The organism is Arthrobacter sp. NPDC080082 (assembly GCF_040686595.1).
Classification (GTDB): Bacteria; Actinomycetota; Actinomycetes; order Actinomycetales; family Micrococcaceae; genus Arthrobacter.
The window spans coordinates 1-14,820 of sequence record NZ_JBFBKQ010000009.1 but is presented as its reverse complement, the minus strand read 5'-3'; the positions used below and the strand labels follow the sequence as shown (position 1 = coordinate 14,820).

At 69.4% G+C, this 14,820-nt stretch carries 13 protein-coding genes and 1 tRNA gene; 10 read left to right on the top strand and 4 right to left on the bottom strand.

The annotated features are described in order from the left end of the window. The first annotated feature begins 52 nt into the window (after nt 1-52). Both AB0O44_RS15905 and AB0O44_RS15900 read left to right on the top strand, forming a co-directional pair. Nucleotides 53-718, top strand: a complete 666-nt coding sequence (locus AB0O44_RS15905; RefSeq protein ID WP_364139017.1) for an SDR family NAD(P)-dependent oxidoreductase — start codon at nt 53-55, stop codon at nt 716-718. A gap of 52 nt (nt 719-770) precedes the next feature. Continuing rightward, nucleotides 771-1,595: an SDR family oxidoreductase gene (locus AB0O44_RS15900; RefSeq protein ID WP_364139015.1), complete on the top strand. Its 825-nt coding sequence runs from the start codon at nt 771-773 to the stop codon at nt 1,593-1,595. Nucleotides 1,596-1,672: 77 nt separating this feature from the next. Here the strand turns inward: AB0O44_RS15900 and AB0O44_RS15895 are convergent, their stop codons facing one another. Then, nucleotides 1,673-1,840: a hypothetical protein gene (locus AB0O44_RS15895; RefSeq protein WP_290257377.1), complete on the bottom strand. Its 168-nt coding sequence runs from the start codon at nt 1,838-1,840 to the stop codon at nt 1,673-1,675. An 81-nt stretch (nt 1,841-1,921) separates the two neighbouring features. On the opposite strand from AB0O44_RS15895, the gene AB0O44_RS15890 reads away from it, so the two are divergent. Next, on the top strand, nt 1,922-2,887 hold the full coding sequence (locus AB0O44_RS15890; RefSeq protein WP_290257378.1) for a helix-turn-helix domain-containing protein: 966 nt from the start codon (nt 1,922-1,924) through the stop codon (nt 2,885-2,887). 6 nt (nt 2,888-2,893) lie between these two features. On the opposite strand, the gene AB0O44_RS15885 is transcribed toward AB0O44_RS15890, so the two are convergent. Together AB0O44_RS15885 and AB0O44_RS15880 are read right to left on the bottom strand one after the other, a co-directional pair. Next, on the bottom strand, nt 2,894-3,181 hold the full coding sequence (locus tag AB0O44_RS15885) for a protealysin inhibitor emfourin (RefSeq protein ID WP_364139013.1): 288 nt from the start codon (nt 3,179-3,181) through the stop codon (nt 2,894-2,896). 41 nt (nt 3,182-3,222) lie between these two features. Beyond that, nucleotides 3,223-4,269: a M4 family metallopeptidase gene (locus AB0O44_RS15880; protein ID WP_364139012.1), complete on the bottom strand. Its 1,047-nt coding sequence runs from the start codon at nt 4,267-4,269 to the stop codon at nt 3,223-3,225. Nucleotides 4,270-4,380: 111 nt separating this feature from the next. Between AB0O44_RS15880 and AB0O44_RS15875 the strand changes: the two genes are divergently transcribed. After that, entirely contained in the window at nt 4,381-5,361 is a 981-nt protein-coding gene (locus tag AB0O44_RS15875; protein ID WP_364139011.1) for a cation transporter, read from the top strand. A gap of 65 nt (nt 5,362-5,426) precedes the next feature. Here the strand turns inward: AB0O44_RS15875 and AB0O44_RS15870 are convergent. Beyond that, a tRNA-Arg gene (locus AB0O44_RS15870) sits at nt 5,427-5,499 on the bottom strand. A gap of 126 nt (nt 5,500-5,625) precedes the next feature. On the opposite strand from AB0O44_RS15870, the gene argS reads away from it, so the two are divergent. From argS to rho, 6 genes are all read left to right on the top strand, one after another. Further along, nucleotides 5,626-7,290: an arginine--tRNA ligase gene (gene argS, locus AB0O44_RS15865; protein WP_364139009.1), complete on the top strand. Its 1,665-nt coding sequence runs from the start codon at nt 5,626-5,628 to the stop codon at nt 7,288-7,290. 5 nt (nt 7,291-7,295) lie between these two features. After that, nucleotides 7,296-8,774 (top strand): diaminopimelate decarboxylase, encoded by a 1,479-nt coding sequence (gene lysA, locus AB0O44_RS15860; protein WP_364139008.1) that lies wholly within the window; start codon nt 7,296-7,298, stop codon nt 8,772-8,774. Further along, nucleotides 8,775-10,103 carry a homoserine dehydrogenase gene (locus AB0O44_RS15855; protein WP_364139006.1) on the top strand — a complete coding sequence of 443 codons (1,329 nt, stop codon included), beginning with the start codon at nt 8,775-8,777 and terminating at the stop codon, nt 10,101-10,103. Next, nucleotides 10,104-11,210, top strand: a complete 1,107-nt coding sequence (thrC, locus tag AB0O44_RS15850) for a threonine synthase (RefSeq protein WP_364139005.1) — start codon at nt 10,104-10,106, stop codon at nt 11,208-11,210. It begins immediately after the preceding gene. A 2-nt stretch (nt 11,211-11,212) separates the two neighbouring features. Next, on the top strand, nt 11,213-12,199 hold the full coding sequence (gene thrB, locus AB0O44_RS15845; protein WP_290257387.1) for a homoserine kinase: 987 nt from the start codon (nt 11,213-11,215) through the stop codon (nt 12,197-12,199). Between the two features lie 310 nt (nt 12,200-12,509). Further along, nucleotides 12,510-14,585 carry a transcription termination factor Rho gene (gene rho / locus AB0O44_RS15840; RefSeq protein ID WP_364139003.1) on the top strand — a complete coding sequence of 692 codons (2,076 nt, stop codon included), beginning with the start codon at nt 12,510-12,512 and terminating at the stop codon, nt 14,583-14,585. The last annotated feature ends 235 nt before the right edge of the window (nt 14,586-14,820 follow it).

Genomic DNA, 14,820 nt, shown 5'->3' with positions numbered 1-14,820 from the left:
AAAGCTAAGCCTACTGAGGAATATTTGGCCGGGCCGCGGACTTGGACCCGTCATGACTACTATCGCAATCATTGGAGCAGGATCGGGGCTCGGCGTTGCCGTCGCCCGCCGTTTCGGCGCGGAAGGCTTTTCCGTCGCCCTCCTTTCCCGGAACCAGGGCCGGGTGGACGCCCTGGCGGAGACCCTCTCGGCCGAGGGAATCGAGGCCAAGGGCTTCGCGGCCGACGTCCGGGACCCCGACTCCATCACCCGGGCGCTGGAGGCCGCTACCGAAACCCTCGGCCCCATCGAGGTGCTGCAGTACAGCCCGTTGCCGCAGAAGGACTTCATGCGTCCCGTCCTGGAGACCACCCCCGCCGACCTGGTGGGACCCGTGGAGTTCTCCATCTATGGCCCGGTGGCGGCGGTCCACCAGGTCCTTCCCGGCATGCGGTTCCTGGGCAAGGACAAGGGCACCATCCTCTTCGTCAACGGCGGCTCGGCGGTAAAGCCCGGCCGCAACGTCACCGGCACCTCGGTGGCGTTCGCCGGCCAGGCCGCCTACGCCCAGCTGTTGAACGAGGTGCTCGGCGAGGAGGGCATCCAGGTGTCCCAGCTGATCATCGGCGGCCGCATCATCGACGGCGACCCGGAGAAGGATCCGGCCGTCCTCGCCGGACACCTCTGGGACCTGCACGCCAAGCGCGACCGGTTCCGGCTGCAGATCAGCTCCGACTAAGCATCCCCGAAACATCATCGACAGTTCACCGACACTGGACAGGAGTAAGAGTATGGCTGGGAAGACATGGTTTATCACCGGAACCTCGCGTGGTTTCGGCCGGGAATGGGCCCTCGCGGCGCTGGGCCGCGGAGACAACGTCGCCGCCACGGCGCGTGACGCGAAGAGTCTCGACGCGTTGGTTGAGGAGTTCGGCGACAGGATCCTTCCCATCGAACTCGATGTCACGGACCGCGAAGCCGCCTTCGCCGCCGTGGCCCGGGCGCGCGGGCATTTCGGCCGGCTGGACGTGGTGGTCAACAACGCCGGCTACGGCCAGTTCGGCACGGTGGAGGAGCTGAGCGAGGCCGACGCCCGCGACCAGATCGAGACGAACCTCTTTGGTGCGCTGTGGGTCACCCAGGCCGCGCTGCCCTTCCTGCGGGAGCAGGGGAGCGGGCACATCATTCAGGTCTCGTCCGTGGGCGGCGTCTCGGCCTTCCCCACCGTGGGCATCTACCACGCGTCCAAGTGGGCGCTCGAGGGCCTGAGCCAGTCCCTGGCCCAGGAGGTCGCGGAGTTCGGCATCAAGGTGACCCTGGTGGAGCCGGGCGGCTTCGCCACCGACTGGGGCGGCAGTTCCGCCCGTCACGCCGAACAGATGCCGGAGTACGACGGCGTCCGCGAGCGGGCGGCCAACCGGCCCAGCCGGCGCGGCACCCCGGGCGATCCGACGGCAACCCGGGAGCCGATTCTGACCCTGGTGGACGCGGACGAACCCCCGCTGCGGGTCTTCTTCGGCGAGGCGCCCCTGGGCATCGTCACCGCCGACTACGAGTCCCGGCTGGCCACCTGGAATGAGTGGCAGCCGCTCTCCGTGGCCGCTCACGGCGGCTGAGTCTTGCAGGGAAAGCGGGGGGCCGGCCGGGCGCACTGCCCGGCCGGCCCGCCGCTGTGTGAAGCCGGCGGCCGCGGTTAGAAATTCCGCAGCGTGTAGCCGGTGCTTGGCAGGTCGTGGGCCATCCAGTAGTCCTCCGAGCGGACGGGCGGGTTGTGGCCCAGTCCATCCTTGCGGAGGGCGCGGAGGGTGGCCGCGGCGACGGCAATAACCAGGATGATGACGGCGATTCCGAGGATTTCCATAGCTCTATGGTTCGCCGGTGACGGGTCAAAAATAAGTGGCAGAAAAGCCCAAAAAGCTAAAATTTCTGCCACACTTGAACCATGATCCGTTCGGTGGCAATGATCGTGGTTCCCAACTTTTCCATCTTCGAATTCGGCACCGCCTTCGAGGTGTTCGGCGTCGACCGTTCCGGCCGCGGCGCGGGCCTGCCGGCCTTTGATTTCCGGATCGTCACCCCCATCCCCGGGGACGTCCCGATGCAGTCCGGCCCCACCCTGCACGTGGGACTCGGGCTGGACGCGGCGGCGGACGCGGACCTGGTGATCATGACCCCGTTCGGCAAGGACTCTGATGTTCCCGACGCCGTGATCGAGGCCCTGCGCGCCGCCCACGAGCGCGGCGCGTGGGTGATGTCCATCTGCTCGGGGGCTTTCGCCCTGGCCCGGGCCGGGCTGCTGGACGGCCGGCGCTGCACTACCCACTGGCACTACTCCCGCGAACTGGCCGAGCGGTACCCCGAGGCGGTGGTGGACGAGAACGTGCTTTACGTCCAGGACGGCCGGATCATCACCAGCGCCGGGACCGCCGCGGGGATCGACGCGAGCCTGCACCTGGTGCGGCTGGAATTCGGCGCGGCGGTTGCCGCCAGCATTGCCCGCGACATGGTGGTGCCGCCGCACCGCGACGGCGGACAGGCCCAGTTCATCGACCGGCCGGTTCCCCGGTGCGGGTCCCAGCCGATGGAGGAGCTGCTGCGCTGGATGGTCGGCAACCTGGGGGAGGAGCACCCGGTCAACGAGCTGGCGCGGCGGGTTCACATGTCGCCGCGGACCTTTGCCCGGCGCTTCCGGGCCGAAACCGGGGCGACGCCGGCGGCGTGGCTGAACTCCCAGCGCGTGCTCCGCGCCCAGGAGTTGCTGGAGACGACGGACCTGACCATTGATGAGGTTGCACGGGAGTCCGGGTTCGGCCACCCCGTCCTGCTCCGCCACCACTTCGCCAAGGTGCTCGACACCAGCCCGCAGTCATACCGGAGGGCCTTCCGCGGCCACCTCGCTGCGGTTTAGGGAGGGCTACTCCCGGGGCGCGTCCCCGGCGTCGGCGCGCACGCACTCGACCAGCTCGCGCCACGGGCCTGTGATGTGCCGTTCGGGCAGGGTCGCGCGGCGCCGGCCGGCGCGGATGTTGTAGACGAACCGGTCCGGCTGCGGGGCCTCGTCCGCGTCCCCGGGGAGGTCATCCCATGGGCAGGCCTCGATCAGGCCCTGCCAGCGGTCCACGGCGTCCGGCGTCGCGGGTTCGGTACTCCAGACGCGCTGGAATCCCGCGACGCCGCCGCTGCGCTGCACGGTGATCTTCATGGGTTCGTCTCCAGCCACCAGGATTACGGCCGGCTGCCGCCTTACAGCCTGACTTTGACAGTTTCCCACGCCGAGCGCACCGCGTCATGCTCCGGTGAATCCGCTCCGAACAGCTCCTGGGCGGAGGCCGCCGTGGCCTTGGCGAAGGCGCTGAACGTCGACGCCGGCTTCAGCGATCCTCCGGTCAGGGTCTCGTACCAGATCCGTCCCGGGGCCTCCCATGCGTTCCCGCCGAGGGTGGTGGCCGTGAGGTAGAACGCCCGGTTGGGAATGCCGGAGTTCAAGTGCACCCCGCCGTTGTCCGAGCTGGTGTGAACGTAGCCATCCATCGAGTCGGGCTGCGGGTCCTTGCCCAGGACGTCGTCGTCGTACGCCGTGCCCGGCGCCTTCATCGAGCGCAGCGCCACGCCCTGGACCTGGTCGGTGAAGAGGCCCTCGCCGATCAGCCAGCTGGCCTGCGCCGCGTCCTGCTGCCGGACGAACTGTTCCACCAACGCACCGAAGACGTCCGAGACGGACTCGTTCAGCGCACCGGGCTGGTTCCGGTAGGTCAGCCCCGCCGAGAACTGGGTCACGCCGTGGGTGAGCTCGTGGCCGATCACGCTGAGCGCCACCGTGAACCGGTTGAACACCTGGCCGTCGCCGTCGCCGAAGACCATCTGGTGGCCGTCCCAGAACGCGTTGTCGTAGCGCTGCCCGTAGTGCACCGTGGCGTCCAGGGGCAGGCCGTTGCCGTCCACCGAGTTGCGCCCGAAAGCGTCCGCGTAGAGCCGGTGCGTGTGGCCGAGCCCGTCATACGCCTCATCGGCGGCCGGATCCGAGGTGGCCGGCTCACCCTCCTTGCGGACCAGGGCGCCGGGCAGGTTCTCCGAGCCCTTCGCGTCATAGATGGTGCGCTGCGGCGGACCGGGCGCCACCTGGCGAATTCCCGGCGGGGCCGTCGGAGCGGCCGCGGCCCGTGCGGCCTGGAAGCTCTTGACGTGCAGCAACGCCTCCCGGGCGGCGCGCGCGGCCGCTTCCAGCCGGGGTTCCGACGTCTGTGCCGCCAGCCGGCGCAACAGGTAGGGCGGGATGATGGAGCAGTACATGTGAGACCCCTTTGCTCTAGCCGATGCGACCAGCCTACGAGCGGGGTGCGACATTTGGCAGGGGTGCCGCCGGATCCGCCGGGCGGCCGTCCCGGCGGGTACGGTAAGCCCATGGCACACTCCGGTAAAGAGAAGAAGAAGTCCGGCTCCACGCTGCTGACCGTGATCATCGCGTTCGCGATGAATGTGCTGGTGGCGGCCGCCAAGTCGGTCGCGGCGGTCCTCTCCGGTTCGGCGTCGATGACCGCGGAGGCCGCGCACTCGTGGGCGGACACGGGCAACCAGGTCTTCCTCTTCTTTGCGGAGCGGCGTTCGGCCCGGCCGCGGGACAAGAGCCATCCCATGGGCTACGGCCGGGAGGCCTACGTCTGGTCCATGTTCGCGGCGTTCGGACTCTTCACCGCCGGCGCCGTGGTCTCGATCATGCACGGCATCCAGGAGATCATCGCGCCGGAGCCCGCGGCGGACTTCATGGTGGCCTACATCGTCCTGGCAGCGGCATTTGTCTTCGAGGGGATTTCCTTCGTCCAGGCGTTCCGGCAGACCCGTAAGGCAGCGCACGAACTGGACCGCCACACCCTGGAGCAGGTGCTGATCAGTTCCGATCCGACGCTGCGGGCCGTCTTCGCCGAGGACGCCGCGGCGCTGATCGGCCTGGTGGTCGCCTTCGTCGGTGTCTTCCTGCACCAGGTCACCGGTTCCCCGTTGCCCGATGCGATCGGCTCGATCATCGTGGGCGTCCTGCTGGCCGTCGTCGCCGTCGTGCTGATCGACCGGAACCGCCGCTTCCTGGTGGGCCAGGGCGTCACCAGCGACATCGAACAGTCCATGGCCCGCCGCGTGCTGGAGCACCGGGATATCGCCCGACTCACCTACCTGCACCTCGAATTTGTCGGCCCGCGGAAGCTCTATCTGGTCGCGGCCGTGGACCTGGAGGGTGACCACCCCGAGCACGAGGTGGCCGTGGCGCTGCGCCGGATCGAACGCGAGCTCGAGGACCACGAGACGGTCGAGGAGGCGGTGTTGACCCTGGCGACGCCGGACGAGCAGCCCCTGCACATCAGCGCGGACAAGGAAGGCGCGACCCCCTAGCCGGAGAACCCGGGCGCAACGCAAAGAACCCCTCCACTTCAGCTGAAGCGGAGGGGTTCTCACTGTGCCCTCGGTAGGATTCGAACCTACGGCCTTCTGCTCCGGAGGCAGACGCTCTATCCCCTGAGCTACGAGGGCAATCAGGGATTCCTGCCGTCACCGGCGGGACGTCCTAGAGCTTAGCAGGAAGGTGGGCCGCAAACGAAAACGACGCAGCGGGTGCCGGAATTCCGCGCAGATGCGGGCCCCCGGTAGGCTTGAACCGTGACCCCAGAAGAACTTTCCCTTGCCATATCCGCCTGCCTCCAGGACGCCGTCGCCGCCGGTGAGATCGCCCTCGCCGCCACCGATATTCCGGAGGCTGTCCGCGTGGAGCGGCCGAAGAACAGGGACCACGGGGACTGGGCCACCAACATCGCCCTGCAGCTGGCAAAGCCGGCCGGGACCAACCCCCGCCAGCTGGCCGGGCTCCTGAGCGAGCGTCTGGCCGGAATCGCCGGGGTGGCCGCCGTGGACATCGCCGGGCCCGGGTTCCTGAACATCACGGTCGACGCCGCCGCCGCGGGCGCGCTGGCCAAGGCCATCGTCCAGGCGGGGGCCGGCTACGGCACCAACACCGCGCTCGCTGGCCGTACCGTGAACATGGAGTTCGTCTCCGCCAACCCCACCGGGCCGCTGCACATCGGCCACACCCGCTGGGCCGCCCTGGGCGATTCGATCGCGCGCGTGCTCCGGGCCTCCGGCGCGGACGTCACGGCGGAGTACTACATCAACGACGCCGGTTCGCAGATGGACGTCTTCGCCAACTCCGTGCTGTCCCGCCTGCACGGCCGCGACGTCCCCGAGGGCGGCTACCCGGGCGAATACATTGCCGACCTGGGCCACGAGGTCCTCGCCGAGCACCCGGCCATCCGGGAGCTGACGGATGTGGCCGCGCTGCCGGTCATCCGGGCCTCCGCCTACCAGGCGCAGCTGAAGGACATCCAGCAGACCCTCGCAGACTTCGGCGTCGCCTTCGACGTCTACTTCTCCGAGCAGGAACTGCACGACGCCGGGGCGATCGCCAGTGCCGTGGCCCGGTTGCGCGAACAGGGCCACGTCTACGACGACGGCGGCGCCGTCTGGCTGCGGACCACGGACTTCGGCGACGACAAGGACCGCGTGATGATCCGCGCGAACGGCGAGCCGACCTACTTCGCCGCCGACGCCGCCTATTACCTGTCCAAGAAGGACCGCGGCTTCACCGAGAAGATCTACCTCCTCGGCGCCGACCACCACGGCTACATCAACCGGCTTAAGGCCATCGCGGCCGCCGCAGGCGACGACCCCGAGGTCAACATCGAGGTCCTGATCGGCCAGCTCGTCTCCGTCAACGGTGCCAAGCTGTCCAAGCGGGCCGGCAACATCATCGAGCTCAAGGACCTGATCTCCTGGCTGGGCAAGGACGCCGTGCGCTACTCCCTGGCCCGGTTCCCCGCCGATTCGCCGCTCACCCTGGACCCGGAACTGCTGAAGAAGCACAGCAACGAGAACCCCGTCTTCTACGTCCAGTACGCCCACGCCCGCTCCCGCGGTGCCTCCCGCAACGCCGCCGCCGCCGGCGTCGAGCGCACCGTGGACGGCCGGGAGGCCTTTGACGCGGCCCTGCTGGACCACGCCACGGAGAACGAACTGCTCTCGCACCTGGGCAGCTACCCCTCGATCGTGGCCAAGGCCGCCGAGCTGCGCGAACCGCACCGCGTGGCCCGCCACCTCGAGGTCATCGCCGGCGCCTACCACCGCTGGTACGACGCCTGCCGGGTGGCTCCCCTCGGCGAGGAAGCTGTCACCGACCTCAACCGCACCCGTCTGTGGCTCAACGACGCCACCAGCCAGGTGCTCGCCAACGGACTTGACCTGCTGGGCGTCTCGGCGCCGGAACGGATGTGACCATCATGACCGCAAGCCCCGCCAACAACGCCGCGTCCCCGCTCGCCCCGGACTGGCTGGACGTCCCGGCCGACCTGAATGCCCTGTACGCGCCGATGTGGGCCGCCGGCGTCGCCCGCACCGACGGCGGCGAGCTCGCCATCGACGGGGTTCCGGTCAGCGAGCTGCAGCGGCAGTTCGGCACCCCGCTCTTCGTCATGAGCGAGACCGACTTCCGGGCCCGGGCGCGCGCCTTCCAGGACGCCTTCAACGAGGCCTTCGCCGACATCTGCGGGGGAGTGGACGTCTACTACGCCGGTAAGTCCTTCCTCTGCACCGCCGTCGTCCGCTGGGTCGAAGAGGAAGGCCTCCGGCTGGACACGGCCTCCGGCGGCGAGCTGGCCGTCGCGGCCCGCGCCGGCATCCCCGGGGCGGCCGTCGCGCTGCACGGCAACAACAAGTCCGACGCCGAGATCCACCGCGCCTTGGACATGGGCCTGGGCCGGATCGTGGTGGACAGCCTCCCCGAGCTCGAGCGCGTCGCGGCGATTGCTGCCAACCGGGGCGAGACCGCCAAGGTCATGCTGCGGCTGACCCCGGGTGTGCACGCCCACACGCACGAATTCATTGCCACCGCCCACGAGGACCAGAAGTTCGGCCTCTCCATGGCCGGCGACTCCACCGAGGAGGCCGGGCTCTCCGCCGCGGAGGAGGCCGTGGCCGCCGCCGCCGGCCACGCCAGCATCGAGCTGCTGGGCCTGCACTGCCACATCGGCTCGCAGATCTTCGAACCCGACGGCTTCGCCGTGGCCGCGGAGAAGCTTCTGGACTTCCTCGCCGCGATGCGCTCGAAGTACTCCGTGGAACTGCCCGAGCTGGACCTCGGCGGCGGCTACGGCATCGCCTACACCCCGGTGGACACCCCGCGCCCGCCCGCGGAGATTGCCCGGGCGATGGCCGCCGTCGTCCGCGCCAAGGTGGCCGAGCTGGGCATCACCGCACCGCGGATTTCGATCGAGCCCGGACGCGCGATCGTGGGCACCAGCACCTTCACGCTCTACGAGGTCGGCACCCTGAAAACCGTGCGGGTGGACGCGGCGGCGCCCGCCGGCGGCGCCGAAGGCTTGGATAACGTTACGTACCCCCGCCGCTATGTGTCGGTGGACGGCGGCATGAGCGATAACGCCCGCCCGGTGCTGTACGACGCGGATTATTCGGCGGTCCTGGCTTCGCGCAGCTCCACCGCGGCCCCGCAGCTGTCCCGCGTGGTGGGCAAACATTGCGAGAGCGGCGACATAGTTGTTAGAGATGTATACCTGCCCGAGGACGTGGCAGCCGGTGATCTGCTCGCTGTACCGGGGACCGGCGCCTACTGCTGGGTCCTCTCAAGCAATTACAACTATCTGGCCCGTCCGGGCGTTGTTGCCCTGCGCGACGGAGCAGCCCGGCTGATTGTCCGCGGGGAGACCGAAGCCGATCTGTTGAACCGCGACATGGGAGTCTGAATGACGCAAATGCGTACCTTGAAAATGGCCCTGCTGGGCTGTGGCAACGTCGGGGCCCAGGTAGCGCGGATTCTCATTGACGACGCCGACGCCCTGGCCTCCCGCACCGGTGCCCGCCTGGAGCTCAGCGGCATCGCTGTGCGCACCCCAGGCGCCCGCCGCGACGTCGAACTGCCGGCGGACCTGTTCACCACCGACGCCGAGTCCCTGGTCAAGGACGCGGACCTGGTGATCGAACTGATGGGCGGCATCGAGCCGGCGCGCAGCCTGATCCTCACCGCCATCCGGCACGGCGCCTCCGTGGTCACCGGAAACAAGGCCCTGCTGGCCCAGGACGGCCCCACCCTCTACGAGGAGGCGGACAAGGCCGGCGTACAGCTCTCCTACGAGGCCGCCGTCGCCGGCGCGATCCCCATCCTGCGTCCCATCCGGGACAGCCTCTCCGGGGACCGGATCACCCGCGTCCTGGGAATCGTCAACGGCACCACCAACTTCATCCTCGACCAGATGGACAGTACGGGCGCGCAGTTCGCCGATGCCCTCGCCGAGGCCCAGCGGCTCGGCTACGCGGAGGCGGATCCCACGGCCGACGTCGAGGGCCTCGACGCCGCGGCGAAGGCCGCCATCCTGGCCTCCCTGTCCTTCCACACCCGCTTCGCCCTGGAAGACGTGTACTGCGAGGGCATCACCGGCGTCACCGCGGCCGACATCGCCGCGGCCAAGGACGCCGGGTTCGTCATCAAGCTCCTCGCCATCGCCGAGAAGCTGGGCGGCTCCGGCACGGAAACTGAAGGCACCGAGGGAGTCTCGGTGCGCGTGCACCCCACCCTGCTGCCCCGCGAACACCCGCTGGCCGCCGTCCGCGGCGCCTTCAACGCGGTATTCATCGAGGCCGAGAACGCCGGCGAGCTGATGTTCTACGGCCAGGGCGCCGGCGGCACCCCCACCGCGTCCGCCGTGCTCGGTGACCTGGTGTCCGCGGCCCGGCGGATCGTCCTGGGCGGCCCCGGCCGCACCGAGACCACCACCGGACACGTGCCCGCGCTGCCCATCGACGCCGCCGTCACCAGCTACTACATCGGCCTGGACGTGGCGGACCAGCCCGGCGTGCTTGCGCGGATCGCGCAGCTGTTCGCCGAACACGGCGTCTCGATCGAAACCATGCGGCAGACAGTGCACCGCGAACCGTCCTCTCCGGCCACCTCGGCGGAGCTGCGGATCGTCACGCACCGCGCCAGCGAGGCCGCCCTCGCGGCCACCGTCCAGGCCGTCAAGGGCCTGGACGTCATCAATTCAGTCACATCCGTACTGCGGGTAGAAGGGGTCTAAGTGGCTCACCAATGGCGCGGAGTCATCCGCGAATACGCCGAACGCCTGCCGGTCACCGAGGCCACGAAGGTCATCACCCTGGGTGAGGGCGGCACCCCGCTGGTCCACGCGCAGAAGCTCTCCGCGCTCACCGGCTGTACGGTCTACCTTAAGGTCGAGGGCATGAACCCCACCGGTTCCTTCAAGGACCGCGGCATGACTATGGCCATGACGGCCGCCGTCGCCGCCGGAGCCAAGGCCGTGGTGTGTGCCTCCACCGGCAACACCTCCGCCTCCGCGGCGGCTTACGCCACCTCCGCCGGCCTGCGCTGCGCCGTGCTGGTGCCCGAGGGCAAGATCTCCATGGGCAAGCTCAGCCAGGCGATCGCCCACGGCGCCACCCTGCTGCAGGTGGACGGCAATTTCGACGACTGCCTTGAGATCGCCCGGAAGCTGGGGGAGTCCTACCCGGTGTTCCTGGTGAACTCGGTCAACCCGGCCCGGATCGAGGGCCAGAAGACCGGTGCGTTCGAGGTGGTCGATTCCCTCGGTGACGCCCCGGACATCCACATCCTCCCGGTCGGCAACGCCGGCAACATCAGCGCGTACTGGAAGGGCTACAAGGAATACTCGGCGCCCTACGAGTCCGCCACCGCCGGGTCGCTGCCCGCCGTCGCCACCCGCACCCCGGTGATGTGGGGCTTCCAGGCCGCGGGTGCCGCGCCGTTCGTCGCCGGCCACCCGATCACCGAACCGGACACCATCGCCACGGCCATCCGGATCGGCAACCCCGCCTCCTGGGAGACTGCCGTCGCCGCCCGGGACGAATCCGGCGGCGTGATCGAGGCCGTGACCGACGACGAAATCCTCGCCGCGCACCGCTGGCTGTCCGCCCGCGAGGGCGTCTTCGTCGAGCCCGGCTCCGCGGCCGGCGTCGCGGGCCTGATCAAGAAGCACGAGGCAGGCGAGGTCCCGGCCGGCAAGACGATCGTCATCACCGTCACCGGCCACGGCCTGAAGGACCCGCAGTGGGCACTCCGCACCGAGGATGGCGGCGACGTCCAGCCGGTGAAGGTCGCCAACGACGTCGTCACCGTCGCCGCGGAACTGGGACTGGAAGAGCACTAGCAGTGGAGACCACCCTCACCGTCCCGGCGGAGTCCGCCGCCGACACGCCCACGGTGGCGGCCGGACAGTCCGTCACCGTCCGGGTCCCGGCCACCAGTGCCAACCTGGGCCCCGGCTACGACAGCCTGGGCCTGGCCCTGTCGCTCCACGACACCCTGACGGTGGAGACCCTCGACAGCGGGGAACTGGAATTCGACCTCAGCGGCGAGGGGGCGGACACGTTGCCGCGCGACGCCAGCCACCTGGTGGCCCGGGCGCTGACTGAGGCACTGCACCGGCTCGGATACCGGCACGCCGGCCTCCGGATCACCGCGGACAACGTCAACCCGCACGGGCGGGGGCTCGGGTCCTCGGCCGCCGCGGTGGTGGCGGCAGCCTCGGCGGCCAACGCCCTGGTCCCGGCCGCGGACCGTCGCGGCAAGGACTGGATCCTGCAGTTCACCTCCACCCTGGAGGGGCACCCGGACAACGTCGCACCCGCCATTTTCGGCGGACTAGCGCTGTCATGGCAGGACAGTGACCAGTACAGCAGCACCTGCGCCGTCGTGCACGCGGACATCGTTCCCGTGGTGGCCGTTCCTGACTACGAACTGTCCACCGAGGCGGCCCGGGCGCTGCTGCCGGCGTCCGTGGGGCACCATGCCGCGGCCATGAACTCCGGCCGCGCCGCGCTCCTGATCCACGCCCTGACCCAGAGCCCCGCCTTCCTGCTGCCCGGCACCGAGGACTACCTGCACCAGAGCTACCGGGCCCAGGCCATGCGCCCCAGCGCGGACCTGATTGCCGCCCTGCGCCGCGCCGGCCACGCCGCCGTCGTCTCCGGTGCCGGACCCACGGTCCTGGTGCTCGCCGACGGTGCGGAGCGGGCGGCAGAGGCGCAGGCCTTCATCGCCGAGTACACCGCGGCCAACACGCCGGGCGTGTCCTGGCGCGTGATGACGCTGGCCGTGGACAGTGAAGGTGCTAAAGTGGAAGTGCACCGGCGGTAATCACGCTAGCTTTTTCAAAAAGACCGCGATGTCGGCCACGTTGCCCACTCTCATCTTTCACTGCGCAATATTTTCCGGTGCCACCTGCTTCCGTCTGGCGCAGGACGATACAGAAGCACTCTGTACCCCTGAAAAGTCAGCCGGCCGTTCCTCCATTTCGGAACGTGTCCTGGTGTAGCAGTATCCGGCCCTGCCGGCCGGTTTGAGTCCGGCAAGGCCGCAAATCCCGGCTGCAGATCTGAACTGCAGCCCAGATCAATCACCGCGTCCAGCTCCTAGCCTGGACGCCGTCGAGGGGGAAGGATCCTTCGTGACCGAAACCACCGAGCTGTCTCCAGCTGTGGACTCATCATCTTCTGCTGCTTCGGCAGCACCCGCCAAGAGCAGCGGCCTCGCCGGCCTGAAGCTCGCCCAGCTGCAGGCCTTGGCCAGCCAGCTGGGAATCTCCGGGGGTTCCCGGATGCGTAAGGGCGATCTGGTGACCGCCATCTCCGCCCACCGCGCCGGCACCCCGGTCGGCAAGGCCCCCGCCGCTGCCGACAAGGCCAGCGACAACGGAATCATCTCCAACGCCGCTGTTGCGTCGAACGGCGCTTCTTCCAACGGCGCTGCTTCTTCCAACGTTGCCGAGGCCCCGGCGCAGGAGAACCCGCGTGCCCGCCGCGGCCGCAGCCGCCGCGCCGGCAGCGACGGCATCATCAGCACCGCCACCGAGTCTCCCGCCGCCGTGGAAGCCCAGCCGGCCGTCGAGGCCGCCCCGGCCGAACAGCCCGCCGAGACCAACGACCGCGCCCGCCAGCCGCGGACCCGCAACCGCCGCCGCGGCGAAGCCGCCGCCCAGGCTGCCGGCCAGGCCGAGACCGCAGAGGCTCCGGCCGAGCAGCCCGCCGCCGAGCAGCGCCAGCAGCCCGAGCAGCGTCAGGCCGAGCAGGGCAACGACGACGCCCAGCGCCGCGAGAACACCCGCGGCCGCGGCAACCGTGACGAGAACGCCGGACGCGAGAACGCCCGCGATAACAACCGGGACAACCGCGACAACAACGACGACAACGACGGCGGCAGCCGTCGGAACCGCCGCAACCGCCGTGACCGTAACGATCGCAACGACCGTAACGACCGCCAGGACAACAACCGTAACGACCGCTTCCGCGACCGCAACGAACGCCGCCGCGGCCGCAACCAGGGTCCCGACGTCGACGACGTCGAGGTCACCGAGGACGATGTCCTGCTGCCGGTCGCCGGCATCCTGGACGTGCTGGAGAACTACGCGTTTATCCGCACCTCCGGCTACCTGCCGGGCCCGAACGACGTCTACGTCTCGCTCGCCCAGGTCAAGAAGTACAACCTGCGCAAGGGCGACGCCGTCGTCGGCGCCATCCGCGCCCCGCGCGAAGGCGAAGACCGCAGCAACCAGCAGTCCGCCCGCCAGAAGTTCAACGCGCTGGTCCGCGTCACCTCGGTGAACGGCAAGACCGCCGAGGAACTCAAGGACCGCGTGGAGTTCGCCAAGCTGGTGCCTCTCTACCCGTCCGAGCGGCTGCGCCTCGAAACCGACCCCAAGAAGATCGGCCCCCGCGTTATCGACCTGGTGGCCCCGATCGGCAAGGGCCAGCGCGGCCTGATCGTCTCCCCGCCGAAGGCCGGCAAGACCCTGATCCTGCAGTCCATCGCGAACGCCATCACCACGAACAACCCTGAGGTCCACCTCATGATGGTTCTGGTCGACGAGCGTCCCGAAGAAGTCACGGACATGCAGCGCACCGTCAAGGGCGAGGTCATCGCCTCCACCTTCGACCGTCCGGCCGACGACCACACCACCGTGGCCGAACTCTCCATCGAACGCGCCAAGCGCCTCGTCGAGATGGGCATGGACGTGGTGGTCCTGCTGGACTCCATGACCCGCCTGGGCCGTGCCTACAACCTGGCCGCGCCGGCCTCCGGCCGCATCCTCTCCGGTGGCGTGGACTCGGCGGCGCTCTACCCGCCGAAGCGCTTCTTCGGTGCCGCCCGCAACATCGAAAACGGCGGCTCGCTCACCATCCTGGCCACCGCTCTCGTCGAGACCGGCTCCAAGATGGACGAGGTCATCTTCGAAGAGTTCAAGGGCACCGGCAACATGGAGCTCCGCCTGTCCCGCCAGCTGGCGGACAAGCGCATCTTCCCGGCCGTGGACGTCAACGCCTCCGGCACCCGTCGTGAGGAAAACCTGCTTTCGCCCGAGGAAGTCAAGATCATGTGGAAGCTGCGCCGCGTCCTCTCCGGTCTCGAAACGCAGCAGAGCCTTGAGCTGCTGACCAACAAGATCCGGGAGACCCAGAGCAACGTCGAGTTCCTCATGCAGGTGCAGAAGACGACGCTTGGTGCGAAGTCCGATAACGACAAGTAGCTGAGTACAAGGCGGGGTGCCGGAACTCCCGCGCGGTGAGCCGCGTGGGTTTCCGCCCCCGCCTTCGCCGTTCGGTTTTGCCGCCCCCGCCCCCCCCCCCGGGGGGGGGGGGGGGGGGGGGGCGCGCCCCCCCCCCCCCCCCGCGGCCGCCGTCGTCTTCGCAGTCCTGATCCTGCTCGGCCGATGAGCGCCGCGGCCGACGGCGGAACGGTCCCGGGCCGGGACCCCGGCCTCC

Bases quoted from the DNA above. Each gene is read 5' to 3' on its own strand.
- AB0O44_RS15905 (WP_364139017.1), top strand. From the start codon at position 53: ATGACTACTATCGCAATCATTGGAGCAGGATCGGGGCTCGGCGTTGCC.
- AB0O44_RS15900 (WP_364139015.1), top strand. From the start codon at position 771: ATGGCTGGGAAGACATGGTTTATCACCGGAACCTCGCGTGGTTTCGGC.
- AB0O44_RS15895 (WP_290257377.1), bottom strand. From the start codon at position 1,840: ATGGAAATCCTCGGAATCGCCGTCATCATCCTGGTTATTGCCGTCGCC.
- AB0O44_RS15890 (WP_290257378.1), top strand. From the start codon at position 1,922: ATGATCCGTTCGGTGGCAATGATCGTGGTTCCCAACTTTTCCATCTTC.
- AB0O44_RS15885 (WP_364139013.1), bottom strand. From the start codon at position 3,181: ATGAAGATCACCGTGCAGCGCAGCGGCGGCGTCGCGGGATTCCAGCGC.
- AB0O44_RS15880 (WP_364139012.1), bottom strand. From the start codon at position 4,269: ATGTACTGCTCCATCATCCCGCCCTACCTGTTGCGCCGGCTGGCGGCA.
- AB0O44_RS15875 (WP_364139011.1), top strand. From the start codon at position 4,381: ATGGCACACTCCGGTAAAGAGAAGAAGAAGTCCGGCTCCACGCTGCTG.
- lysA (WP_364139008.1), top strand. From the start codon at position 7,296: ATGACCGCAAGCCCCGCCAACAACGCCGCGTCCCCGCTCGCCCCGGAC.
- AB0O44_RS15855 (WP_364139006.1), top strand. From the start codon at position 8,775: ATGACGCAAATGCGTACCTTGAAAATGGCCCTGCTGGGCTGTGGCAAC.